At 61.1% G+C, this 23,526-nt stretch carries 16 protein-coding genes and 1 pseudogene; 12 read left to right on the forward strand and 5 right to left on the reverse strand.

The window, feature by feature from the left end; genetic code table 11:
* Nucleotides 1-109: 109 nt before the first annotated feature.
* Together HBN98_RS17595 and HBN98_RS17600 are read left to right on the forward strand one after the other, a co-directional pair.
* Nucleotides 110-430, forward strand: a complete 321-nt coding sequence (locus HBN98_RS17595) for a hypothetical protein (protein ID WP_083367215.1) — start codon at nucleotides 110-112, stop codon at nucleotides 428-430.
* A gap of 163 nt (nucleotides 431-593) precedes the next feature.
* Nucleotides 594-1,433 carry a 23S rRNA (adenine(2030)-N(6))-methyltransferase RlmJ gene (locus HBN98_RS17600; RefSeq protein ID WP_083367214.1) on the forward strand — a complete coding sequence of 280 codons (840 nt, stop codon included), beginning with the start codon at nucleotides 594-596 and terminating at the stop codon, nucleotides 1,431-1,433.
* Between the two features lie 130 nt (nucleotides 1,434-1,563).
* Here HBN98_RS17600 and msrA read toward each other — a convergent pair whose 3' ends face one another.
* The 5 genes from msrA to aceE form a co-directional block, all read right to left on the reverse strand.
* The gene (gene msrA, locus HBN98_RS17605) at nucleotides 1,564-2,229 is read right to left on the reverse strand and encodes a peptide-methionine (S)-S-oxide reductase MsrA (protein WP_047290930.1); all 666 of its coding nucleotides are present in this window, start codon (nucleotides 2,227-2,229) and stop codon (nucleotides 1,564-1,566) included.
* A gap of 211 nt (nucleotides 2,230-2,440) precedes the next feature.
* Complete coding sequence (locus tag HBN98_RS17610) at nucleotides 2,441-5,137, reverse strand: putative bifunctional diguanylate cyclase/phosphodiesterase (RefSeq protein WP_083367213.1); 2,697 nt, start codon at nucleotides 5,135-5,137, stop codon at nucleotides 2,441-2,443.
* 253 nt (nucleotides 5,138-5,390) lie between these two features.
* A complete protein-coding gene (locus HBN98_RS17615) occupies nucleotides 5,391-6,788 on the reverse strand; it encodes an alkaline phosphatase D family protein (protein WP_083367212.1) in 1,398 nt (465 codons plus the stop codon).
* A 273-nt stretch (nucleotides 6,789-7,061) separates the two neighbouring features.
* The gene (gene aceF, locus HBN98_RS17620; RefSeq protein WP_083367211.1) at nucleotides 7,062-9,014 is read right to left on the reverse strand and encodes a dihydrolipoyllysine-residue acetyltransferase; all 1,953 of its coding nucleotides are present in this window, start codon (nucleotides 9,012-9,014) and stop codon (nucleotides 7,062-7,064) included.
* 11 nt (nucleotides 9,015-9,025) lie between these two features.
* Nucleotides 9,026-11,671 (reverse strand): pyruvate dehydrogenase (acetyl-transferring), homodimeric type, encoded by a 2,646-nt coding sequence (gene aceE / locus HBN98_RS17625; protein WP_003220999.1) that lies wholly within the window; start codon nucleotides 11,669-11,671, stop codon nucleotides 9,026-9,028.
* A gap of 384 nt (nucleotides 11,672-12,055) precedes the next feature.
* Here aceE and glnE point away from each other — a divergent pair, with 384 nt between their 5' ends.
* The 10 genes and pseudogenes from glnE to HBN98_RS17675 all read left to right on the forward strand — a co-directional run.
* A complete protein-coding gene (glnE, locus tag HBN98_RS17630; RefSeq protein ID WP_083367210.1) occupies nucleotides 12,056-14,995 on the forward strand; it encodes a bifunctional [glutamate--ammonia ligase]-adenylyl-L-tyrosine phosphorylase/[glutamate--ammonia-ligase] adenylyltransferase in 2,940 nt (979 codons plus the stop codon).
* Nucleotides 14,996-15,290: 295 nt separating this feature from the next.
* The gene (gene waaF / locus HBN98_RS17635; protein WP_047290935.1) at nucleotides 15,291-16,325 is read left to right on the forward strand and encodes a lipopolysaccharide heptosyltransferase II; all 1,035 of its coding nucleotides are present in this window, start codon (nucleotides 15,291-15,293) and stop codon (nucleotides 16,323-16,325) included.
* Nucleotide 16,326: 1 nt separating this feature from the next.
* On the forward strand, nucleotides 16,327-17,388 hold the full coding sequence (gene waaC / locus HBN98_RS17640; RefSeq protein WP_083367209.1) for a lipopolysaccharide heptosyltransferase I: 1,062 nt from the start codon (nucleotides 16,327-16,329) through the stop codon (nucleotides 17,386-17,388).
* On the forward strand, nucleotides 17,388-18,509 hold the full coding sequence (locus tag HBN98_RS17645) for a glycosyltransferase family 4 protein (RefSeq protein ID WP_083367208.1): 1,122 nt from the start codon (nucleotides 17,388-17,390) through the stop codon (nucleotides 18,507-18,509). The genes waaC and HBN98_RS17645 overlap by 1 nt, the downstream gene beginning before the upstream one ends.
* Nucleotides 18,510-19,316, forward strand: a complete 807-nt coding sequence (gene rfaP, locus HBN98_RS17650; protein ID WP_083367207.1) for a lipopolysaccharide core heptose(I) kinase RfaP — start codon at nucleotides 18,510-18,512, stop codon at nucleotides 19,314-19,316. It begins immediately after the preceding gene.
* Entirely contained in the window at nucleotides 19,316-20,050 is a 735-nt protein-coding gene (locus tag HBN98_RS17655) for a lipopolysaccharide kinase InaA family protein (protein WP_064585656.1), read from the forward strand. The genes rfaP and HBN98_RS17655 overlap by 1 nt, the downstream gene beginning before the upstream one ends.
* Nucleotides 20,047-20,799: a lipopolysaccharide kinase InaA family protein gene (locus tag HBN98_RS17660; RefSeq protein WP_064585657.1), complete on the forward strand. Its 753-nt coding sequence runs from the start codon at nucleotides 20,047-20,049 to the stop codon at nucleotides 20,797-20,799. Before HBN98_RS17655 ends, HBN98_RS17660 begins: the two co-directional genes overlap by 4 nt.
* A complete protein-coding gene (locus HBN98_RS17665; protein WP_083367206.1) occupies nucleotides 20,799-22,250 on the forward strand; it encodes a lipopolysaccharide kinase InaA family protein in 1,452 nt (483 codons plus the stop codon). Before HBN98_RS17660 ends, HBN98_RS17665 begins: the two co-directional genes overlap by 1 nt.
* Nucleotides 22,251-22,462: 212 nt before the next feature.
* Nucleotides 22,463-22,798, forward strand: a complete 336-nt coding sequence (locus HBN98_RS17670; RefSeq protein WP_083367205.1) for a YceK/YidQ family lipoprotein — start codon at nucleotides 22,463-22,465, stop codon at nucleotides 22,796-22,798.
* A gap of 48 nt (nucleotides 22,799-22,846) precedes the next feature.
* Nucleotides 22,847-23,344, forward strand: a pseudogene (locus tag HBN98_RS17675) (DUF3800 domain-containing protein); the annotation flags it as partial.
* Nucleotides 23,345-23,526: the final 182 nt, after the last annotated feature.

Genomic DNA, 23,526 nt, shown 5'->3' on the forward strand with positions numbered 1-23,526 from the left:
GTGCGCCGGGTGCCTAACGTCCTGGTCTTCCACACCTGCGTGCAGCCGCCACCCTTTTGCGTGGAAGCAAAGGTTGGCGGTTTCCGTCCATACGTTAGGAGACAACCCCATGACAAATTTGAAACCCGATCCACCCTACGAACAACACATCCCCCATCCCGACAACCGCTACATGGCCCTGACCGGCAACTGCAACGACATGCCCACGCTGTTCGTCGACACGCATGCCCCTTCCGACATCCTGATGGACGCCGCCAACTACCGCATCCGCACCGTCGTCCAGGTGCTGGAAAACCTGTGCATGCGCGGCTCGATCGAGTGCGACTCCATCATCCTCAGCGACTTCGCCAAACTCTGCGCCATCCCCTTGCGCGACGGCTGTGATTTGCTCGACGTCATCGGTCGACGCTTGGGCGCCACGCCTTCCTGATACCGCAAGATCAAAAGATCGCAGCCTTCGGCAGCTCCTGCACGGGATCATCTGTAGGAGCTGCCGAAGGCTGCGATCTTTTGACGTTGAGGCCCGCTCGGCTGTGAACCCCTGACTTGCCGCCCGGTAAAAGGTAAACTTTGCGCCCTTCGCAGGAGCAGCCATGAATTATCGTCACGCCTTCCATGCCGGCAATCACGCCGATGTGTTCAAACACCTGACCTTGACCCGCCTCATCGCCCTGATGTCGCGCAAGGAGCAGCCGTTTGCCTATCTCGACACGCACGCCGGCATTGGTCTGTATGACCTGCAGGGCGATCAGGCCAACCGTACCGGCGAGTACCTGGAAGGCATCGCGCGGTTGTGGGATCAGCAGGACCTGCCGGCGCTGACCGCCGACTACATGAAGGTGCTGCACGAGATGAACCCGGATGGCCAGTTGCGCTACTACCCGGGGTCGCCGGAGCTGGCGCGGCGTCTGACCCGGCCGCAGGACCGGGTGATGCTCAACGAGAAGCACCCGGAAGACGGCGTGCTGCTCAAGGACAACATGGCCGGTGATCGTCGAGTGAAAGTGCATCTGGGCGAGGGCTGGCATGTGGCGCGGGCGATGTTGCCGGTGCAGGAGAAGCGCGCGGTGATGTTGATTGACCCGCCGTTCGAGCAGCTCGACGAGATGCAGCGCTGCGCGGCGTCGATGAAAGAGGCGATTGGCCGCATGCGCCAGACCGTGGCGGCGATCTGGTATCCGGTGAAGGACCAGCGTGCGCTGCGTCGTTTCTATCAGGACCTGGCCGGCACCGGCGCGCCGAAGTTGCTGCGTGTGGAGTTGCTGGTGCATCCGCTGGACACGCCGAACAGCCTGAACGGTTCGGGTCTGGCGATTGCCAATCCGCCGTGGGGGCTGGAGGAAGAATTGCGCGAGCTGCTGCCATGGCTGTCCAAGAAATTGGGGCAGACCCAGGGTGGGTGGCAGATGGATTGGTTGATTGCCGAGAGCTGATCAACGGCAAGATCAAAAGATCGCAGCCTGCGGCAGCTCCTACAGGTCCGTAATCGTTCACGCATTGGTGGACGACATTTAACCCTGTAGGAGCTGCCGCAGGCTGCGATCTTTTGCTTTCAGGCTTTACTTAATTACCCGCCAGGCTCGGTGGCATGCACACGCCGGTGCCGCCAATCCCGCAATAACCTTCCGGGTTCTTTGCCAGATACTGCTGGTGATACGCCTCGGCGAAGTACACGGTCGGCGCCTGTTCGATCTCGGTGCTGATTTCACCCAGACCGGCCTTCGACAGTTCGGCCTGATACACCGCCTTGCTCTTCAGCGCCGCGTCCAGTTGTTCTGGCGAGGTCGCGTAGATCACTGAGCGGTATTGGGTGCCGATGTCGTTGCCCTGACGCATGCCCTGCGTCGGGTTGTGCAGTTCCCAGAACATTGCCAGCAGCTCTTCGTAGCTGACCTTGGCCTTGTCATACACCACCAGCACCACTTCAGCGTGGCCGGTCAGGCCCGAGCAGACTTCTTCGTAGGTCGGGTTCGGCGTGTAGCCGCCGGCGTAACCGACCACGGTGCTGACCACGCCTTCACGCTGCCAGAAGCGGCGCTCGGCGCCCCAGAAGCAGCCCAGACCGAAAATCGCAAAATCGACGTCCTGGAAAAACGGGCCAAGCAGCGGGGTTTCTTCGAAGACGAAATGCTTTTCAGGCAGGGTCATCGCGGTTTCGCGGCCGGGCAGAGCTTGGTCTTTAGTCGGTAGCACGTTTTTGTTCACCAGAATTTCCGAGCGCAGAACCATGATCGTTCCTCTCAGTCAGGATGGGATGTAAAAAGTCAGACCGCCAGTGTGCCCAATGATGCCCAGTTAATCACTACCCAAAATGTGGGGCTACTCACCGCCCTTGTAGGAGTGAGCCTGCTCGCGATGGCGGTATTTCAGCGACAAATAAGTTGATTGACCTACCGCTATCGCGAGCAGGCTCACTCCTACAAGGAATCTGCGGTGTTTTTTAGAGGCAGAGCGGGCCGCGTGGGTAGCGCTTGAGCGCCTGGATCAGCTCGGCGCCGGGGATCGGCCGGTCGAACAGGTAGCCCTGGCCGACGTCGCAACGATGACGGCGCAGGAACGCCAGTTGCTCGGCGGTCTCGATGCCTTCGGCCACGACCTTGAGCTTGAGGTTGTGCGCCATGGCGATCACCGCGGAGGTGATTTCCATGTCGTCCTGGTTGTCGGGGATTTCGTGGATGAAGCTGCGATCGATCTTGATGATGTCGATCGGGAATTTCTTCAGGTAGCTGAGCGACGAATAGCCGGTGCCGAAGTCGTCCATGGCCAGGGTCAGGCCCAGGCGCTTGAGCTGGTCGAGCTGCAAGTGCGTGTCTTCGGTGGCTTCCAGCAGCAGGCCTTCAGTCAGCTCCAGCTCGAGCAGATTGGCCGGCAGCGCTTCTTCCTTGAGGATGTTGGCGATCGAGGCGACCAGATCCGGGTCGGAGAACTGTTTCGGTGACAGGTTGATCGCCACTTGCAGATTGCCCATGCCCGCGGCGGTCAGGGCCTTGCTCATGCGGCAGGCCTGACGGGCGATCCACTTGCCGATCGGGATGATCAGGCCGGTCTCTTCGGCCACGCTGATGAACTGGTCCGGGCGGATCATGCCGCGTTCCGGGTGATTCCAGCGCAGCAGCGCTTCCATGCCCAGCAGACGACCGCTGCGCAGGCACAGCTTGGGCTGGTAGAACACGTCCAGCTCGTTCTGGGTCAGGGCACGGCGCAGGTTGTTCTCGACGAACAGCTTGTAGCTCGCCTCGGCGTTCAGCGCTTCGGTGAAGACCTGCACCTGGTGTTTGCCGTTGGCCTTGGCCTTGTGCAGGGCGAGGCCGGCGTTGCGCATCAGGGTCTGCGGATCGCGCCCGTGCAACGGCGCGCAGGCCAGGCCTACCGAGCCGGTGACGCTGATCAGCTGGTTGTCGACGAACATCGGCTTGTCGAGGGTCGCCAGGAGTTGGTTGGCGATCTGCTGCCCGGTGGCGAGGTCGGTGTCGTCGAGCAGCACGGCGAATTCGTTACTGGCAAAGCGGGCGAGGCTGCCGCTGGGGCTCAGGCTGTTGCGCAGGCGTCGGGCGAGGCTGATCAGCAGTTTGTCGCCGGTCTGGTGGCCGAGGCTGTCGTTGATCCGCTTGAAGTTGTCGATGTCCACCAACAGCAGGCTGATCGGTGTATCGCTATCGCGGGCGAAGCGTTCGTCCAGGTTGCGGATGAACGCCGGCCGGTTGCCCAGGTTGGTCAGGTTGTCGGTGTAGGCCAGACGCTCGATGCGCTGCTGTGCCAGTTTGGTCTGGGTGATGTCTTCGTAGATGCCGATGTAATGCGTCAGCTCGCGGTTGTCGCCGTACACCTTGGAGATCGACAACTGGCCCCAGTACGGTTCGAGGTTCTTGCGTCGGCTCTTGAATTCGCCCTGCCAGCTGTTGCTCTTGGCCAGCGCCGAGGGCGCGTCGAACAGCAGTTCGCTGAGATTCTCCAGGGCCGGCAGTTCCGACAGGCGCTGGCCGTGGACTTCCTCGGTGGAGTACTGGGTGATCGCGGTGAAGCTCGGGTTGACGTACTCGACCACGCCGTCGCAGTTGACCAGCAAAAAGGCGTTGGCGCTTTGCTCGACCGCCCGCTGGAACAGGTGCAGGGCGCTGGTGGCAGTGCGGCGGTTGTGGTTGTTGATGACCTGGGCGAACTGATCCGCCAGTTCACCGGCAAAGGCGATTTCATCGGACTGCCAGGCGCGGGTGACGCCGGTCTGCTCCAGGCACAGCACGCCGACCACCTGACCATCGACGCGGATGCTGGCGTCGAGCATCGCGTTGACGTCGCGCGGGCGCAGGGCTTCGGCCATCTCGCGGGTGCGCGGGTCGCGCATCGCATTGTGCGCGTCAATGGCACGGCTGCCGTGCAGGGCTTCCATGTAGTCGGGGAAGCCGCTGATGTCGATCACCTCGGGCAGGATATATTCCTGAGTCGCGCGGTGATACGCCGAAATCGGCACCAGCAGATGACCTTCGAGGTTCCACAGGCTGGCGCAGTCGATTTCATAGATATCGCAGGCGCAGCGGGTGATCAGCTCGGCGGCTTCCTGCAGCGAGTTATGGCTGCTGTAGCGCTGGCGGGCCAGCAACAGGATCAGGTCCTGTTGGGCGCGCACTCGTTCAAGGTGTTGCAGTTGTTCCTGCTGGGCACGCTGGTTGAGTTCCAGGGCGATCTGCAGGCGCGAATTCTGGGTTTCGAGATCGACGGATGGCAGCATCGGCGCTTCGTCGAACAGGTTATCGACGGCCAGCAGATAGCCGCGCAGCAGGTGCCGATTGTGCTGTTTGTAGGCTTCGCCGAGTTCGAGGATGTTCAAGTCGCCGGCGGCGGTGTGCAGGGTGTAGCGCACCAGATAATGCGGGCTGTCACAGAGTTGTTGCTGGATCGCGTCGTGCAACTGATAGCGTGCTTCGGGCTCCATCAGGCTGGCGTAGGGCGAGCCGACCAGCGCACACAATTCGACGGCTGGCTGGCCGAACTGGCGTTCGCAATTGGGATCGAGAAACAGCATCGCCCAACTGGCTTCATTCATGCGCTCGAAACGCAGCATGCCGAGCCGCGAGGGCACAGGCAACTGCGTCACTACCTCGGCCACCATACGGCTGGCGGCATCGGGTTGGCTCTTCATGAAGGAACTCGCTTGGAAATATGCTGAACGCGCCGGGCTCGCGCCCTCTTTACTGTTGCCTGCGGCAAGGTTGCATCATTGCGGCACCGACTGACAAGAGAGATGAAGGCCAAGTGCTATAAGAATGTGTCGGCCGCGCGAGGCATTTCTCCAGCGCCTATTGGAAAAGAGCAAAAGATCGCAGCCTGTGGCAGCTCTGACAGGCGATGCGCTGCCCTGTAGAAGCCGCCGAAGCCTGCGATCTTTTCAGCATTCAACGCAGTTTCAGGCCAATCGATTGCAGCCGTTTGCCGTCGCGATCGTGGTAATTGATCGAAATCTGATCAGCTTCAACCACCACATGGGCGAAGTTGTCTTCGCTGACGACTGTGCTGGTCAGCTCATGCCGATAGTCGCCGGCTGCCGTGCGCACCAGCGGCTGATCGAGAATGAAGGTCGAGGCCTTGGCGTAGGGCAGCAGCTTGCTGTTGTGAAACGGCGAAGACACGATGGTGTGGACTTCGAAGTCCGGGTCTTCGCTGTGGGTCAGGCGCGCGGTCAGCGAGCCGTGCACGTCGCCCGAGACAAACACGACATTCCTGATCCGATGGCTGCGGATGGTTTCCAGCAGGCGCAGGCGCTGCTCGGGAAAGGCTTTCCAGGCGTCGTCGCCGTGCAGTTTGCGGTCGGGGTAGAACATCACGCTGGTGACCACAAACTTGACCCGCGCCGGGCTGTTGATCAGCCATTTGATCAGCGCCTGTTCCTGCGCCTCGTCGAGTATGCGGCGATCATCGGCGGACAGGTTGCGCCGGGTGCGGCTGTCGGTCACGAACCATTCGATATCACCGTCGCTGAATTGATACCAGTAATGCTCGAGTTTTGCCCGGTTCACTTCGTTGTTAGTTGTCAGTTCATGCGCTGGGCTGTGGCTGACTTGATAGATTTCATAAGCCGCCATGGCATTGCGATATAACACGTGATCAGACTTTCCGGCATTGGCTGGCCAGTTGTCTTCGATTTCATGGTCATCAAGTATCATGTAAGTCGATGTGTTGGCCATTAGTCGCTGAATGTTCGGCTGAGAAAAAGCTGCGCGGTACTTGCTGAGGATTTCCTTATATTCACGGTCGGGTGCGATCAGATTAAGGTCGTCGACATAAATCTGATCGCCCGTCATCAGCGTGGCACTGATCGGCGGTTGCGCGCCTTCGATCAATTGGTTGATCGAAGCGAAGATCCGGTCACCGAGGTGGGGCAGCGAGGGAATGCCGGCGGTCATGCGCAAATAGCGGCAGGAGCCGATGATGTAGGCCCGTGGCTGCAGGGCTGCGCTGGACCGGGTGCGCAGGCGATAAATCTCCCGGGGCCACTGCAGCGGCAACTCGGCCACGCTGTCGACGGTGTGCACCGGATTCATCGGGCTGAACCAGCCCGTCTGGTATTCATATTCGGTGTCGCTGCTCAAGTTGTTAAGTGCAAACACAGCGGTCATGTCGCGCAATATCTCGAGTTCGACAAAAGTGCCGCTCGACCATTGTTGTGTGCCTTGCGCCCGGTAACGAAGGGCGGCAAATACTGTTGTATTGTCTTGTCGGTCTGCCCGAATAAATACCCGCGCATGATGCGTTGTGGTGTGGCCGATGATTGGGCCGATAGTTGGCTTGAACATATTCGAATCCGTTCGATTAAGTTGGTGTTGATAAATAATCTGGAAGTTTTGCTATTAACTAGAGGCGCAAAGGTTAGTTGCCTGCTGGTAAAAAATATCGAGGCGAAGTGGACTGCGTTCGTAGCTCAAGTCAGCCGAACGTGTAGGAAGGGGCGCTGCTGTTGTCTCAGGCAAAAAAAAGCCCCGTCAAATTGACGGGGTTGAGGTACGAGCGTGTGGCGCTCGAAAACGTGAAACGCAATCGGCCCTCCCGTGGGGGAGGGCCGATCGGGGTTACAGCAGGATGGTGCGGATGTCGCCCAGCAGGCTACCCAGACGCTGGGTGAAGCGTGCAGCAGCAGCGCCGTTGATCACACGGTGATCGTAGGACAGCGACAGTGGCAGCATCAGTTTCGGCTGGAAGGCTTTGCCGTCCCAGACTGGCTGGATGGTTGCCTTGGAAACGCCGAGGATCGCCACTTCCGGCGCGTTGACGATCGGCGTGAAGCCGGTGCCGCCAATGTGGCCGAGGCTGGAAATGGTGAAGCAGGCGCCTTGCATCTCGTCCGAAGACAGCTTCTTGGTGCGGGCTTTTTCAGCCAGCGAAGCGGCTTCTGCAGCGAGTTGCAGCAGGCTCTTCTGATCGACGTTCTTGATGACCGGTACCAGCAGGCCATCCGGGGTGTCGACGGCGAAGCCGATGTTGACGTACTTCTTGCGAATGATCGCCTTGCCGCTTGGCGCCAGCGAACTGTTGAAGTCCGGCAGTTCCTTGAGCAGGTGCGCGCAGGTCTTGAGCAGCAGCGGCAGGATGGTCAGCTTGACGCCGGCCTTCTCTGCAACGGCTTTCTGCGCAACACGGAAGGCTTCCAGCTCGGTGATGTCCGCCGAGTCGAATTGCGTCACATGTGGCACGTTCAGCCAGCTGCGGTGCAGGTTGGCAGCGCCGACCTGCATCAGGCGGGTCATCGGCACTTCTTCGATTTCGCCGAAGCGGCTGAAGTCCACGACCGGGATCGGCGGGATGCCCGCGCCACCGGTTGCGCCGCCAGCAGCTGGCGCTTCCTTGGCCTTCTGCATCATCGCCTTGACGTAAACCTGCACGTCTTCCTTGAGGATGCGACCGTGCGGACCGCTGGCGCCAACAGCGCTCAGCTCGACGCCGAACTCACGGGCCAGTTGACGCACGGCCGGGCCGGCGTGAACTTTCGCGCCAGGCTTGGCAGGTGCAGCAGCCGGAGCGGCAGCAGCAGGTGCAGCGGCCGGAGCAGCAGCGGCTGGTGCTGGAGCGCTCGGTGCGGCAGCGGCAGCTGGAGCCGGGGCAGCAGCAGGGGCCGCGCCTTTGACTTTCAGCTTGAGGATCAGGTCGCCGGTACCGACTTCGTCGTCCAGCTTGATGGAAATGCTTTCCACCACGCCAGCGGCAGGCGATGGAATTTCCATGCTCGCCTTGTCGGACTCCAGGGTGATCAGCGACTGGTCGGCTTCAACGCTGTCGCCAGCCTTGACCAACACTTCGATGATCTTGGCCTTGCCGGCCGAACCGATGTCCGGAACGTGGATGTCCTGAACGCTGTCGGCAACTGGAGCAGCCGGGGCTGCAGCAGGAGCCGGCGCAGCGGCAGCGGCTGGCGCAGCAGCCTGAGCCGGAGCGGCAGCAGGGGCCACAGCACCCGCCACTTCCAGATCCAGGATCAGGTCGCCGGTGCCGACTTCGTCGTTGAGCTTGACGCTGATGGCCTTGACCACGCCTGCGGCAGGCGACGGGATTTCCATGCTCGCCTTGTCGGATTCCAGGGTGATCAGCGATTGATCAGCCTCGACGGTGTCGCCGACCTTGACCTGGATCTCGATGATCTGGGCCTTGCCCGACGAACCGATGTCCGGCACGTGCACTTGCTGCACCGAAGCGGCAGCAGGAGCAGCGGCTGGCGCGGCGGCAGCAGGAGCGGCAGCCGGTTTCTCTTCGGCTTTGGCCGGTGCAGCGGCAGGCGCAGGGGCCGCTTGCGCGGCGCCCTCGACTTCCAGCTCAAGCAGTTCGTCGCCTTCTTTCAGACGGTCGCCCAGCTTCACTTTCAGGCTTTTGATGACGCCGGCTTTCGGGGCCGGCACTTCCATGCTGGCCTTGTCCGATTCCAGGGTCAGGATGCTCTGGTCGGCTTCGATACGGTCGCCGGCCTTCACAAACAGTTCAATTACTTCACCTTCACCGCTGCCGATGTCAGGTACGCGAATGAGTTCGCTCACAAAATGTCTCCTCAGCAGTCCAGTGGGTTGCGTTTTTCCGGGTCGATGCCGAACTTGACGATGGCCTCGGCCACGACTTTAGGTTCGATATCACCACGGTCAGCCAGTGCTTCCAGGGCTGCCAACACCACGAAATGACGGTCGACTTCGAAGAAATGACGCAGTTTCTTGCGGCTGTCGCTGCGGCCGAAACCGTCGGTGCCCAGGACTTTGAATTCCTTGGACGGTACCCACTGACGGATCTGCTCGGCGAACAGCTTCATGTAGTCGGTAGAGGCAATGACCGGACCTTTACGGCCGCTCAGGCACTCTTCAACGTAGCTCTGCTTAGGCTTCTGGCCAGGCTTGAGACGGTTGCTGCGCTCAACGGCCAGGCCGTCGCGACGCAGTTCGTTGAAGCTGGTGACGCTCCATACGTCAGCGCCGATGTTGAACTCTTCACGCAGGATCTTCGCCGCTTCACGGACTTCACGCAGGATGGTGCCGGAGCCCATCAGCTGAACGTGGTGCGCCGCATCGCGGGTGTCTTCTTCGAGCAGGTACATGCCTTTCTTGATGCCTTCTTCGGCACCGGCCGGCATGGCTGGCTGCTGGTACGACTCGTTCATCACGGTGATGTAGTAGAAGATGTCCTGTTGCTCTTCGGTCATCTTCTTCATGCCGTCCTGAATGATCACCGCCAGCTCGTAGCCGTAGGTTGGATCGTAGGTGCGGCAGTTCGGGATGGTCGCGGCCAGCAGGTGGCTGTGACCGTCTTCGTGCTGCAGGCCTTCACCGTTCAGGGTGGTACGGCCGGCGGTGCCGCCGATCAGGAAGCCACGGGTACGGCTGTCGCCAGCGGCCCAGGCCAGGTCACCGATACGCTGGAAGCCGAACATCGAGTAGAAGATGTAGAACGGCAGCATCGGCTGGTTGTGGCTGGAGTACGAAGTACCGGCGGCGATGAACGAGCTCATGGCGCCTGCTTCGTTGATGCCTTCTTCAAGGATCTGACCTTTCTGGTCTTCCTTGTAGAACATCACCTGGTCTTTATCGACTGGCTCGTAGAGCTGGCCGACGGAGGAGTAGATGCCCAGCTGACGGAACATGCCTTCCATACCGAAGGTACGGGCTTCGTCCGGGATGATCGGAACGATGCGCGGGCCGATTTCCTTGTCCTTGACCAGTTGCGCGAGGATCCGCACGAAGGCCATGGTGGTGGAGATTTCACGGTCGCCGGAACCATCGAGGATGGCTTTGAGGGTGTCCAGATCCGGGGTCGGCACGCTGAAGCTCTGTGCGCGGCGCTGCGGTACGAAACCGCCCAGGGCTGCACGACGCTCGCTGAGGTAGCGGGCTTCGGCGCTGTTTGGTTCTGGCTTGAAGAACGGCAGGTTCTCCAGCTCTTCGTCCTTGACCGGGATGTCGAAGCGATCGCGGAACAACTTCAGGCTGTCGACGTCGACTTTCTTGGTGTTGTGCGCAGTGTTTTTTGCTTCGCCGGCACCGGTGCCATAACCCTTGATGGTCTTGGCGAGGATGACGGTCGGTTGTTCTTTGTGGTTGACCGCTTCGTGGTACGCCGCATAGACCTTGTACGGGTCGTGGCCGCCACGGTTGAGTTTCCAGATCTCGTCGTCGGACAGATCGGCAACCATCGCCTTGAGTTCAGGCGTGTTGAAGAAGTGCTCGCGAACGAACGCGCCGTCTTTGGCTTTGTAGTTCTGGTACTCGCCGTCGATGACTTCGTCCATGCGACGTTGCAGGATGCCGTCGACGTCTTTGGCCAGCAGTGGGTCCCAGAAACGGCCCCAGATGACTTTGGTCACGTTCCACTGAGCACCACGGAACACGCCTTCGAGTTCCTGGATGATCTTGCCATTGCCGCGAACCGGGCCGTCGAGGCGCTGCAGGTTGCAGTTGATGACGAAGATCAGGTTGTCCAGCTTCTCGCGGCCGGCCAGGGAGATGGCGCCCAGGGATTCCGGCTCGTCACACTCGCCGTCGCCCAGGAAGCACCAGACTTTCTGTTTGCCCGGCTGGATGAAACCGCGGTGTTCCAGGTACTTCATGAAACGTGCCTGGTAGATCGCCTGGATCGGACCCAGACCCATGGATACGGTCGGGAACTGCCAGAAGTCAGGCATCAGCCAAGGGTGCGGGTAGGACGACAGGCCCTGACCGTCGACTTCCTGGCGGAAGTTGTTCATCTGGTCTTCGGTGATGCGGCCTTCCATGAACGCACGGGCGTAAACGCCTGGCGAGGTGTGGCCCTGGAAGTAGATCAGGTCGCCGCCGTGTTCGTCGGTCGGGGCCTGGAAGAAGTAGTTGAAACCGATGTCGTACAGGGTCGCGCTGGAAGCGAAGCTGGAGATGTGACCGCCCAGGTCAGAATCTTTCAGGTTCGTACGCATTACCATGGCCATCGCGTTCCAGCGTACCAGCGAGCGAATGCGGCGTTCCATGAACAGGTCGCCAGGCATGCGTGCTTCGTGGGTAACGGGGATCGTGTTGCGGTAAGGCGTGGTGATGGCGTAAGGGAGCTGCGAGCCGCTGCGGGTCGCGAGTTCGCCCATACGGGTCATCAGATAGTGAGCACGGTCTTCGCCTTCTTTGTCGAGAACCGATTCCAGGGCGTCCAGCCATTCCTGGGTTTCGACGGGATCGAGGTCTTGCATGGCTTGCTCCAGGGCGGAAAGGCTTCCAGAATCGGTTGCCTGAGTTTGCGACTGGCCTTGTGGGCAGACGATTTAAAATTCTTGGATTGCCGACAGGTTGTTCCGGCGGCGTGTAGTTTTACTACAAATCTTTGAGCATTTCAGCCTTTCGGATGTATAGACGAGTAGTAAAACTACAGATGAAAGGCTTGTGGCCTCCGACTGCGTTGTGAGAATAATCGTTAAGGTTGGTCGATTACCATCCGTAAAAGGTGAAACTTTGATGCTGGATGCTAAAGAAGAAGAAATTTCAGCTATTTCTAACTTTTGTTCGACAGTCCTTCGCGTAGCGGGTTTTCATCAAACACTACAAGCGGCCATTTACACGCCGATCAAGGATAGACCATGACCCTGCCTGCGCTTGCCGATCTGCCCGCCATTCTCCTGCCGTTGGTCACTCGATCCGAGCAGTCGTTCCGTACGGCCGTCGCCTCACTGGAAGACGATCACGGCCTCGCCAACTGGACCCCGGAGCGCTGGGCACAGTTCGCCCGCGTCAGTGCCGCCAGCGATTTTGTCATTGAACAGAGCGTTCGTGACCCTTTGATGTTGCTGTCGCTGGTGCAGTCCGGCGAACTCGACCGACCGTTCGCGCCGGGTGAACTGTGCGCGCAGATTGCCGCCGCCGTAAACACCGCGCAAAGCGAAGACGAACTCGGTCGTGTATTGCGTCGTCAACGCGCTCGCCATCAAGTGCGGATCATCTGGCGTGACCTCAACCGCCAGGCCGATCTGGTACAGACCTGCCGCGATCTTTCCGACATGGCCGACGCCACCATCGACCAGGCCTATCAATGGCTGTACAGCCGCCATTGCCAGCAGTTCGGTACGCCAACCGGCCGGCGCAGCGGTTTGCCGCAGCAGATGGTCATCCTCGGCATGGGCAAGCTCGGCGCGGTGGAGCTGAACCTGTCCTCGGACATCGACCTGATCTTCGCCTACCCCGAGGGCGGCGAAACCGTCGGGGTGAAACGCGCGCTGGATAATCAGGAATTCTTCATTCGGCTCGGCCAGCGCCTGATCAAGGCGTTGGACCCGATGACCGTCGACGGCTTCGTGTTTCGCGTCGACATGCGCCTGCGCCCTTACGGTTCGTCCGGCGCGCTGGTGCTGAGCTTCAATGCACTGGAGCAGTATTACCAGGATCAGGGCCGCGACTGGGAACGCTACGCGATGATCAAGGCGCGGGTGGTGGCCGGCGATCAAGTGGCTGGCGCGCAGTTGCTCGACATGCTGCGGCCGTTTGTTTACCGGCGTTATCTGGACTTCTCGGCGATCGAAGCGCTGCGCACCATGAAGCAGCTGATCCAGCAGGAAGTACGGCGCAAGGGCATGGCCGACAACATCAAACTCGGCTCGGGCGGCATTCGCGAAGTCGAGTTCATCGCCCAGGCCTTCCAGTTGATCCACGGCGGGCGCGATCTGAGCCTGCAACAGCGTCCTTTATTAAAGGTGTTGAGCACGCTGGAGGGGCAGGGTTATCTGCCGCCGGCGGTGATCAGCGAGCTGCGCGAAGGTTATGAATTCCTGCGGTACACCGAACACGCGATCCAGGCGATTGCCGACCGCCAGACCCAGATGTTGCCCGACGGCGCTCAGGATCAGGCGCGCATTGCGTTCATGCTCGGGTTCGCCGATTGGGAGGCTTTCCACGAAAAACTGATGTTCTGGCGGGGCCGGGTGGCCTGGCACTTTGCGCAGGTGATCGCCGACCCTGATGAAGAAGAGGGCGCCGACTGCGAAGTGGTGGTCGGCGGTGAGTGGTTGCCGCTGTGGGAAGAGGAACAGGACGAAGAGGCCGCCTGCCGGCAACTGGGAGAGGGCGGCTTCAAGGACGCGACCAAAGCGCTGAAGGCGCTGGCCGGGTTGCGCGGCAGCCCGCAATTGCGCGCGATGCAGCGGCTGGGGCGCGAACGTCTTGATGCGTTTATTCCACGGTTGCTGGCGCAGGCGGTGGAGCATGCCGATCCGGATCTGGTGCTGGAACGGGTGCTGCCGCTGGTCGAAGCCGTGGCCCGACGTTCGGCTTATTTAGTGCTGCTGACAGAAAACCCCGGCGCCCTGCGGCGCTTGCTGACGCTGTGCGCGGCGAGCCCATGGATCGCCGAGCAGATCACCCGTTTCCCGTTGCTGCTCGATGAATTGCTCAACGAGGGTCGTCTGTTCAAGCCACCGTTGGCCCCGGAACTGGCCGCCGAACTGCGCGAGCGCCTGACGCGTATCCCTGAAGACGACCTCGAGCAGCAAATGGAAGCCTTGCGTCACTTCAAGCTTGCGCACCGTTTGCGCGTCGCCGCTTCGGAAATCGCCGGCAGCCTGCCGTTGATGAAAGTCAGCGATTACCTGACCTGGCTGGCCGAGGCGATTCTCGAGCAGGTGCTGGCCCTGGCCTGGCGCCAGACGGTCGCCAAATACGGCACGCCGCTGCGCACTGACGGCAGCTTGTGCGATCCCGGCTTCATCATTGTCGGTTATGGGAAAGTCGGCGGTCTGGAACTGGGGCATGGTTCGGACCTGGACCTGGTGTTCATCCATGATGGCGATCCGCAGGCGGAAACCGACGGGCCGAAGCCGATCGATGGCGCGCAGTTCTTCACCCGGCTGGGCCAGCGGATCATTCACCTGCTGACCGCGCAGACCAACTCCGGTCAGTTGTACGAGGTGGACATGCGCCTGCGGCCGTCCGGTGCGTCGGGGTTGCTGGTCAGTTCGCTCGGTGCGTTCGAGCGCTATCAGGAAAATGAAGCCTGGACCTGGGAACATCAGGCGCTGGTGCGGGCGCGGGTGCTGGTGGGCAGTCAGGATGTCGGCCAGGCGTTCGAGAAAGTTCGTGCGCAGGTCTTGGGCAAGGCGCGGGATCTGGCGAAGTTGCAACAGGAAGTCAGTGAGATGCGCGCCAAGATGCGCGACAACCTCGGCAGCAAGGGCACCGCGGCCGGTACGGCGGCAAATGCCTTCGAGGCCACGGCGCCGTTCGACCTCAAGCAGGACGCCGGAGGTATCGTCGATATTGAATTTATGGTGCAATACGCGGCCCTGGCGTGGTCGCACAGCCACCCGCCACTGCTGCGCTGGACCGATAACATCCGCATTCTGGAAGAGCTGGAACACGAAGGGCTGATGCCTGCCGAAGACGCCAGCCTGTTGCGTGAGGCCTATAAAGCCTACCGCTCCGCCGCTCACCGGCAGGCCTTGCAGAAGGACGCCGGGGTGATTCCGGGCGACCAGTTTGTCGAGGAGCGGCGGCAGGTATTGCGGATCTGGAAAGAGTTGGGGCTAAGCTGATCCATCGAGCATGGAGGCGAGCCTTTGTGGCGAGGGAGCTTGCTCCCGCTCGGCTGCGAAGCAGTCGCAAGTCAGGCGGTGCGGTGTGTCAGGTATAAAGTGATGTGACGTTTTGGGGCCGCTACGCAGCCCAGCGGGAGCAAGCTCCCGCGCCACAGAGGTTTATGCTGAATGTACGAATTGATCTGACGAGTCTTTACCGGCTCGTCCAAATGACCCTCCAGCCAGCGCTGGTGGGTGCTGGATTCTCGAGGCGGGGAGGCATTGGCCTCCCCGGTTCGTTTATGGAAACCACATGAATATTCTGATCGTTGGGCCCAGTTGGGTCGGTGACATGGTGATGGCGCAGACACTGTTTCAGTGTCTCAAGCAGCGCCACCCGCAATGCGAAATCGACGTGCTGGCCCCCGAGTGGAGCCGGCCGATCCTTGAGCGCATGCCCGAAGTGCGCAAGGCCTTGAGCTTTCCGCTCGGCCATGGCGCGCTGGAGCTGGCGACGCGCCGGCGGATCGGCAAATCCCTGGCCGGTCAGTACGATCAGGCGATCCTGCTGCCGAACTCGCTGAAGTCGGCGCTGGTGCCGTTTTTCGCCGGCATCAAGCAGCGCACCGGCTGGCGCGGCGAGTTCCGCTACGGCCTGCTCAATGACGTGCGCACGCTGGATAAAGAACGTTATCCGCTGATGATCGAGCGCTTCATGGCCCTGGCTTACGAGCCGAACGCCGAGCTGCCGAAACCTTATCCGCGCCCGAGCCTGCAAATCGACCCGGTGACCCGCGAAGCGGCGCTGGCCAAGTTCGGCCTGACCCTCGACCGCCCGGTGTTGGCCCTGTGCCCCGGCGCCGAGTTCGGCGAGTCCAAGCGCTGGCCGTCCGAGCATTACGCCAAAGTCGCCGAAGCGCGGATTCGCGAAGGCTGGCAAGTGTGGCTGTTCGGCTCGAAAAACGATCACGCAGTGGGCGAAGACATCCGCGCGCGGTTGATTCCCGGCCTGCGTGAAGAGTCGGTCAACCTCAGTGGCGGCACCTCGCTGGCCGAGGCCATCGACCTGCTGTCCTGCGCTGATTCGGTGGTGTCCAACGACTCCGGCCTGATGCACGTGGCGGCGGCGCTCAACCGGCCGCTGGTGGCGGTCTATGGCTCGACTTCGCCGGGTTTCACCCCGCCGTTGGCCGAGCACGTCGAAATCGTTCGCCTGGGCCTCGATTGCAGTCCTTGCTTCGACCGCACTTGCCGTTTCGGCCATTACAACTGCCTGCGCCAGCTGATGCCGGACGCGGTCAACGATGCCTTGCAAAAACTGCAGGGCTCCGTGGTCGAGGTTCATTAAGTTGCGGGTATTGCTGATCAAGACTTCATCGCTGGGCGACGTGATTCATGCGTTGCCGGCGCTGACCGACGCGGCCCGGGCCATTCCCGGGGTCAAGTTCGACTGGGTGGTGGAAGAGGGCTTCGCCGAGATTCCGACCTGGCACCCGGCCGTCGGCAAAGTGATTCCGGTGGCGATCCGCCGCTGGCGCAAGAATCTCTGGCAGACGATCAAGAGCGGCGAGTGGAAGCGCTTCAAGCAAAGCGTGCGCGCCCATAAATACGATCTGGTGATCGACGCTCAGGGCCTGCTGAAAAGTGCCTGGCTGACGCGCTATGTCAAAGCCCCGGTGGCCGGCCTCGATAAAGGCTCGGCGCGTGAGCCGATCGCTGCACGTTTCTACGACCGCAAACTGGCGGTGGCCCGTGGGCAGCACGCCGTTGAACGGGTGCGCCAGTTGTTCGCTATCGCCCTCGGTTATGACCTGCCCAAAGGCTTGGGCGATTACGGCCTGAACGTCGAGCGTCTGGTGGAATTGCCGCGCAAGAGCGCGTTCGTGGTGTTCCTCCACGGCACCACGTGGGACACCAAGCACTGGCCGGAAGCCTACTGGCGCGAGCTGACCGAGCGCGTTGGCTATCTGGGCGTCGGGGTCAAACTTCCGTGGGGTAACCCGCTGGAGAAGGCCCGTGCTGAACGCATTGCCGCCGGTTTCAAGCACGCCGAAGTGTTGCCGAAGCTCAATCTGGCCGGCGTCGGCAAAGTGCTGGCCGGTGCCCAGGCCTGCGTCGCGGTCGACACCGGCCTCGGCCATCTGGCGGCCGCGCTGGACGTGCCGACGATTTCGCTGTTCGGCCCAACCAACCCGGGCCTGACCGGCGCCTACGGCAAGGTGCAGATTCACATGGCCAGTGATTTCCCCTGCGCCCCTTGCCTGCAAAAGAGATGCACCTACCAACCGACTGCGCAGGATGCCCGTCAGTTTGACCTGAAACGCGAGCAGCCTCTGTGCTTCACGCGTGTGAATCCCGAGCGTGTCGCCAGCCGACTGAGCACGTTGTTAATGGCTGAGGAGCTGCGCTGATGCAATTGGCATTCGTCCTGTACAAATATTTCCCGTTCGGTGGCTTGCAGCGCGACTTCATGCGCATCGCCCTCGAATGCCAGAAGCGCGGTCACCAGATTCGCGTCTATACGCTGATCTGGGAAGGCGACGTGCCGCCCGGTTTCGAAGTGCTGGTGGCGCCGGTCAAGGCGTTCTTCAACCATCGGCGCAATGAAAAACTCACTGCGTGGATGGAGGCTGACCTGGCCAAGCGTCCGGTGGACCGGCTGATCGGCTTCAACAAGATGCCGGGTCTGGACGTCTACTACGCCGCCGACGGCTGTTTCGAAGACAAGGCGCAGAACTTGCGTCATTCGCTGTACCGCCGCTGGGGTCGCTATCGCCACTTCGCCGAGTACGAGCGCGCGGTGTTCGGCAAAGACGCGAAAACCGAAGTGCTGATGATCTCCGAAGTGCAGCAGCCACTGTTCATCAAGCATTACGACACGCCGCTGGAGCGCTTCCACCTGCTGCCGCCGGGTATTGCCCAGGACCGGCGGCGTCCGGCGGATGCCGATGAGATTCGCGCCGGTTTCCGCGCCGAATTCAATCTCAAGGATGACGAGCTGCTGCTGGTGCAGATCGGTTCCGGGTTCAAGACCAAGGGCGTCGACCGCAGCCTCAAGGCGCTGGCGGCATTGCCCGCCGAGCTGAAGAAACGCACCCGGCTGTTTGTAATCGGCCAGGATGACCCCAAATTGTTCCAGATGCAGAGTGCAACTTTGGGCCTGGGCGACAACGTGACGTTCCTCAAGGGCCGCAGCGACATCCCGCGTTTCCTGCTGGGCGCCGACCTGTTGATCCACCCGGCGTACAACGAAAACACCGGTACGGTGCTGCTCGAAGCGCTGGTGGCCGGTTTGCCGGTGCTGGTCAGCGCGGTCTGCGGTTACGCCCATTACATCGCCGAGGCGGACGCCGGGCGAGTGCTGGACGAGCCGTTCGATCAGGCGCAGCTGACGCAATACCTGACTGACATGTTGAGCGACGCCTCTGCGCGCGCGGCCTGGAGCCGCAATGGTCTGGCTTTCGCCGAGACGGCTGACCTCTACAGCATGCCGCAGCACGCGGCCGATGTGATTCTGGCGGAGCACGCTTAAATGAAGTTGATGCTGGCTGAACCGTTCAAGAGCCTGTGGGCCGGACGTGACCCGTTCGCCGAAGTCGAAGGCTTGCAGGGCGAGGTCTACCGCGAGCTGGAAGCTCGACGGACGCTGCGCACGGAAGTCGACGGCAACGGATTTTTCGTCAAGATCCACCGTGGCATCGGCTGGGGCGAAATCTTCAAGAACCTGCTGACCGCCAAGCTGCCGGTGCTCGGCGCGGGTCAGGAGTGGAAGGCGATCCAGCGTCTGCAGCAAGTCGGCGTACCGACCATGACCGCTGTCGCCTATGGCGAGAAGGGCAGCAACCCGGCCGATCAGCATTCGTTTATCGTCACCGAAGAACTGGCGCCGACCGTCAGCCTCGAAGACTACAGCATCGACTGGGTCAAGCAGCCGCCGCAGCCAACGCTCAAGCGCGCGCTGATCGCTGAAGTGGCGCGCATGACCGGCATGATGCACCGCGCCGGGGTCAACCATCGCGACTGCTACATCTGCCACTTTCTGCTGCACACCGACAAGCCGATCACCCCGCAAGATTTCAAGCTGTCGGTGATCGACCTGCACCGCGCCCAGACCCGTGCCAAGATCACTCAACGCTGGCGCAACAAAGACCTGGCAGCGCTGTATTTCTCTGCGCTGGACATCGGCCTGACCCGTCGCGACAAGCTGCGTTTCCTCAAAGGCTATTTCCAGCAACCGCTACGGCAGATCCTCGCCGAAGAAGCGCCGCTGTTGAGCTGGCTCGAAGGCAAGGCCAACAAGCTCTACGCGCGTAAACAGCGTTACGGGGATGCGCTCTGATGGCGGGTTGGATTCTGGAGCCGCCATACCGCGATCTGGCCGAAGACTTCGGCAGCCTCGAAGCGGTGTTTGCCCTGCAAGGCGAGCGCCTGACCCGCGATCCGCTGTCGGAAGTCATCCGCGTACAGCGCAACGGCGTCAATTACTACGTCAAACGCTACGTTGGCGCCGGTAAAGGCTTGCGCCGTTACCTCGGCAAGCCACGGGTGAAAATGGAGTGGCAGAACCTCAAGCGCTTCGCCAAGTGGGGCATCCCCACCGCTGAAGTGGTGGCCTGGGGTCTGGAGCGACGGGGCGCCGCCTATGCTCGTGGGGCGATGATCACTCGCGAACTGCCGCGCACCGAAGATCTCTCGGCGCTGGCCGAACGCAATGATCCGAAACTCAAGGATCGCCGCTGGGTCGATGGCGTCAGTCGGCAATTGGCGGTTTACACCCGGACCATGCACGATCACCGCTTCACCCATAACGACCTGAAGTGGCGCAACCTGCTGATCGACGATCAGGCGCAGGTGTATCTGATCGACTGCCCGAACGGCGATTTCTGGCGCGGCTTCTGGCTCAAGTACCGGATCACCAAGGACCTGGCCTGTCTCGACAAGGTGGCCAAATATCACCTGTCGAACACCCAGCGCCTGCGCTTCTACCTGCAATACCGCGGACGTGATCGGCTTAATGCCGCCGACAAGAAACGGATTCGTCACGTGGTGAGATTTTTCGAGGGACGCGAATGACTGATTTCCTGGCCGCTGAAGACCGGGCGCTGCTTGAGCGTCATGGCCTCGGAACTTTCGATGCGCTCTGGGCCAAACAGCTCGAAGCGGTGGACGAGCCGAACACCGATGGCGGTGGCTGGAGCAGCGTGTTTCGCCTGGAGCTGGAAGGCCAGGCGTACTACCTCAAGCGTCAGAGCAACTACCTGACCCGCACCCTGCATGCGCCGTTCGGCGAACCGAGTTTCGCCCGCGAGTTTCGCAACATCAGCCGTTACAACAAGCTGGGGATTCCCGCGCTGCAAGCGGCGTTCTTCGGTGAGCGCAAGGTCAAGGGCGACGTCCAGGCGATCCTGCTGACCCGTGCCCTCGACGGTTGGGACGACCTCGATTCGCTGTTGCAGCGCTGGTCCGAGCTGAGCGCCGCGCAGCAGTCGGCGATTCTCCAGGCCTGCGGGCAACTGGCGCGCCAGCTGCACGGCGTGCGTCAGGTGCACGGCTGCTTTTATCCGAAACACATTTTTTTGCAGGCTGACGGCGAGCGCTATCGGGCGCAACTGATCGACCTGGAAAAGACCCGGCCATTGCTGTTCGGCCAGCGTGATCGAGTCAAGGATCTGGAACCGCTGCTGCGTCGCGCGCCGGAATGGAGCGAGGCGCAATTGCGCGAGTTGCTCGCGGCCTATCTCGATCAGCCAATCGACAGCTCGCTGGTCGACAGTTGGGTTTCGCGACTGACTGTACGTCGCAGTCGCAAGGAGAGCCGTTGATGCGCTTGGCTGAACTGAAAAATGCCGGACGCACACCGAGTCTGCCGCTGACGATTTCGCTCGCCGATGCGGCAGGCCCTGCGGATCTGCAATTGCTGAGCCTGCTGCGGGTGTTGCCCGGGCAGCGCTATGTCGGTGCCGGGGTCTGGCGCGGGCGGCCGGTGCTGGCCAAATTGCTGGTGGGCAGCAAGGCCGCGCGGCATTTTCAGCGTGAGCTGGCGGGCGTCAAATTGCTCGCCGACCAGGGTCTGACCACACCGTTGCTGCTGGCCGATGGCTTGCAGGACGGCGAGGGCGGCTGGCTGCTGTTCGAATTTCTTGAAAACGCCGAAAGCCTTGGCGATGCCTGGCAACAGGTCGAGGCGTTGCCAGTGCTGGCGGACGAGCAGTCGGCGGTACTGGCCGAGGCACTGGGGGCCATCGGTCAGCTACATGGCAAGGGCCTGTGGCAGGAAGACTTGCACCTGGACAACCTGCTGCGCCATGGCGGTCAGTTGTACCTGATCGATGGTGCCGGGATTTGCGCCGAGACCGCCGGTCAGCCGTTGTCGCGGCAGAAGGTGCTGGAAAACCTCGGGGTGTTTTTCGCCCAGTTGCCCAAGTCGCTGGAGCCGTTCACCGAAGAATTGCTGGTCTATTACCTGCTGAGCAACAGCGAGCATGCATTGCCGCTGGAAGCGCTGCAGAAGCAGATCGCCAAGGTTCGCGCCTGGCGCCTGAAGGATTACCTGATCAAGGTCGGCCGCGAGTGCAGCTTGTTCAGTGTGCAACGTGGTGCGTTTGGCCTGCGGGCGATCCGGCGCGAGGAAGCAGCGGCAATGCTGCCGGTGCTGGAGCAGGCCGATGCGTTGCTCGATCGGGGCCATCTGTACAAGACCGGCGGCGCGGCAAGCGTTGGCAAGGTCGAGGTGGCCGGGCGCACGCTGGTGATCAAACGCTACAACATCAAAGGTTTTGCGCACTGGCTCAAGCGTTTTTGGCGGCCAAGCCGTGCGTGGCACTCGTGGCGTGAAGGCAATCGCCTGGCATTCCTCGGCATCGCCACGCCAAAACCGCTGGCGGTGCTGGAAAAGCGCTTCCTCTGGCTACGCAGTCGCGCCTATCTGGTGACCGAGTTCCTGCCGGGGCCGGACATCATCGAGCGCTTCGCCCCGTACGTCGAAAGCGGCGCGGCGCCAGAGTCCGAACTGCTGGCGCTGGATCAACTGTTTGCACGGCTGATCGCCGAGCGCATCAGCCATGGCGATTTCAAGGGCCATAACCTGTTCTGGCAGGCGGATCGCTGGGCGCTGATCGACCTGGACTCGATGTGTCAGCACGCGTCTGTCAGCCATTTCGCGCCGGCCTATGCGCGGGACCGGGCACGGTTCATGCGCAACTGGCCCGAGAGCAGCGCGTTGTATCAGGTGATCGATCAGCGGTTGCCCAAAGACATCTCCAGCGCAGTCTGAACCACCCTCGCGAGCAAGCTCAGTCCTGCATCGGATGCATTCCTCTGCAGGAGTGAGCCTACTCGCGATGGGAATTTAAAGCCCCTCAAGTCCCCCGTTGAGCAATGACGGACAAGCACCACTGACTTGTCCTACAGCTTCTCCAGAAGCCATGAACTGTGCCCGCTCCAGCCCCGATGCTAGCTTGCCCTGACCACCTCGGAGGGCAAACCTTGACCATCAAAAACGCCATAACACTCGGCACCTGCGCATGGCTTTTATCCGGCTGCGGCACCACCGCCTCGGTGCTGCAAATGGACGCTGACGTCGCCCGCGACATGCGCAAACAGAAAACCTACTGCCAATCGATTCCGCGGGTCTACAGTGGTCTGGCATTCGATTTCTGCGTATTGAATGCCCCGCCTGACCCGACGGGCGTGCTGTTGCCATTCGTGCTGCTGGATCTGCCGTTGTCCGGTGTGCTGGATACGGTGGTTTTGCCGTACACGATTTATCAACAGGTCAAGGATGGCAACATCAGCATCTATTGGCGAACGGATCGCGGGTAACTTGTTTTGCAGTTTTCTCTGTTTGAAAACCAGAGCGAGTCGCGGGCGATTGTCGAGGCCAGCAATTTCGTCCTGATCAGTTGCGTCATTGACAAGGCCTTGCTGCGTGAAAAACAGGCAGCTGCAGACAATCCCTATCACCTGGCTGTTGGTTTCTGTCTGGAAACGCTGCATGAGTTTTTGCAGGAAAAGCATCAACAGAAAGCGTTAACGCACGTGATTTTCGAGCGGCGAGGCAAGCGCGAAGATAACGAGCTTGAGCTGGAGTTCCGTAGGGTATGTGGTGGGGCGAACCGGTTGGGTATACAGATGCCGTTTGACATCGTCTTCGCCACAAAACAGGTAAATTCCACTGGATTGCAGCTGGCTGATCTTGTTGCAAGACCCATCGGCATGAGCGTTTTGAGGGGCGGTCAGGATAATCGAGCTTTTGACGTGCTCAAGCGCAAGTTCTATTGCAGCGGAGGGCGGGACAGTGCCGGGGAAGGTTTCGAGAACTGGGGTTTGAAGGTTTTCCCGTCTTCAGAAAGCGAAAAGCCCCGGTGATCTCACCGAGGCATTAGCGCCGACCGGGATCCCCCAGTCCATTTGCACAGGAGTCTAGTTTGAGAGGTTCGGGAGTGTCAACGCGAAGCCCCGCCAGTTCCGCTAGAGGCTTGTCGGCGCTTTTACGCTATAATCCCGCCCTTTAGCTGTCTCTCGCCCGGTGCGAGGGCACATCAATTTTC

This window comes from Pseudomonas koreensis, from assembly GCF_012986595.1.
GTDB classification, from domain to species: Bacteria; Pseudomonadota; Gammaproteobacteria; order Pseudomonadales; family Pseudomonadaceae; genus Aquipseudomonas; species Aquipseudomonas koreensis.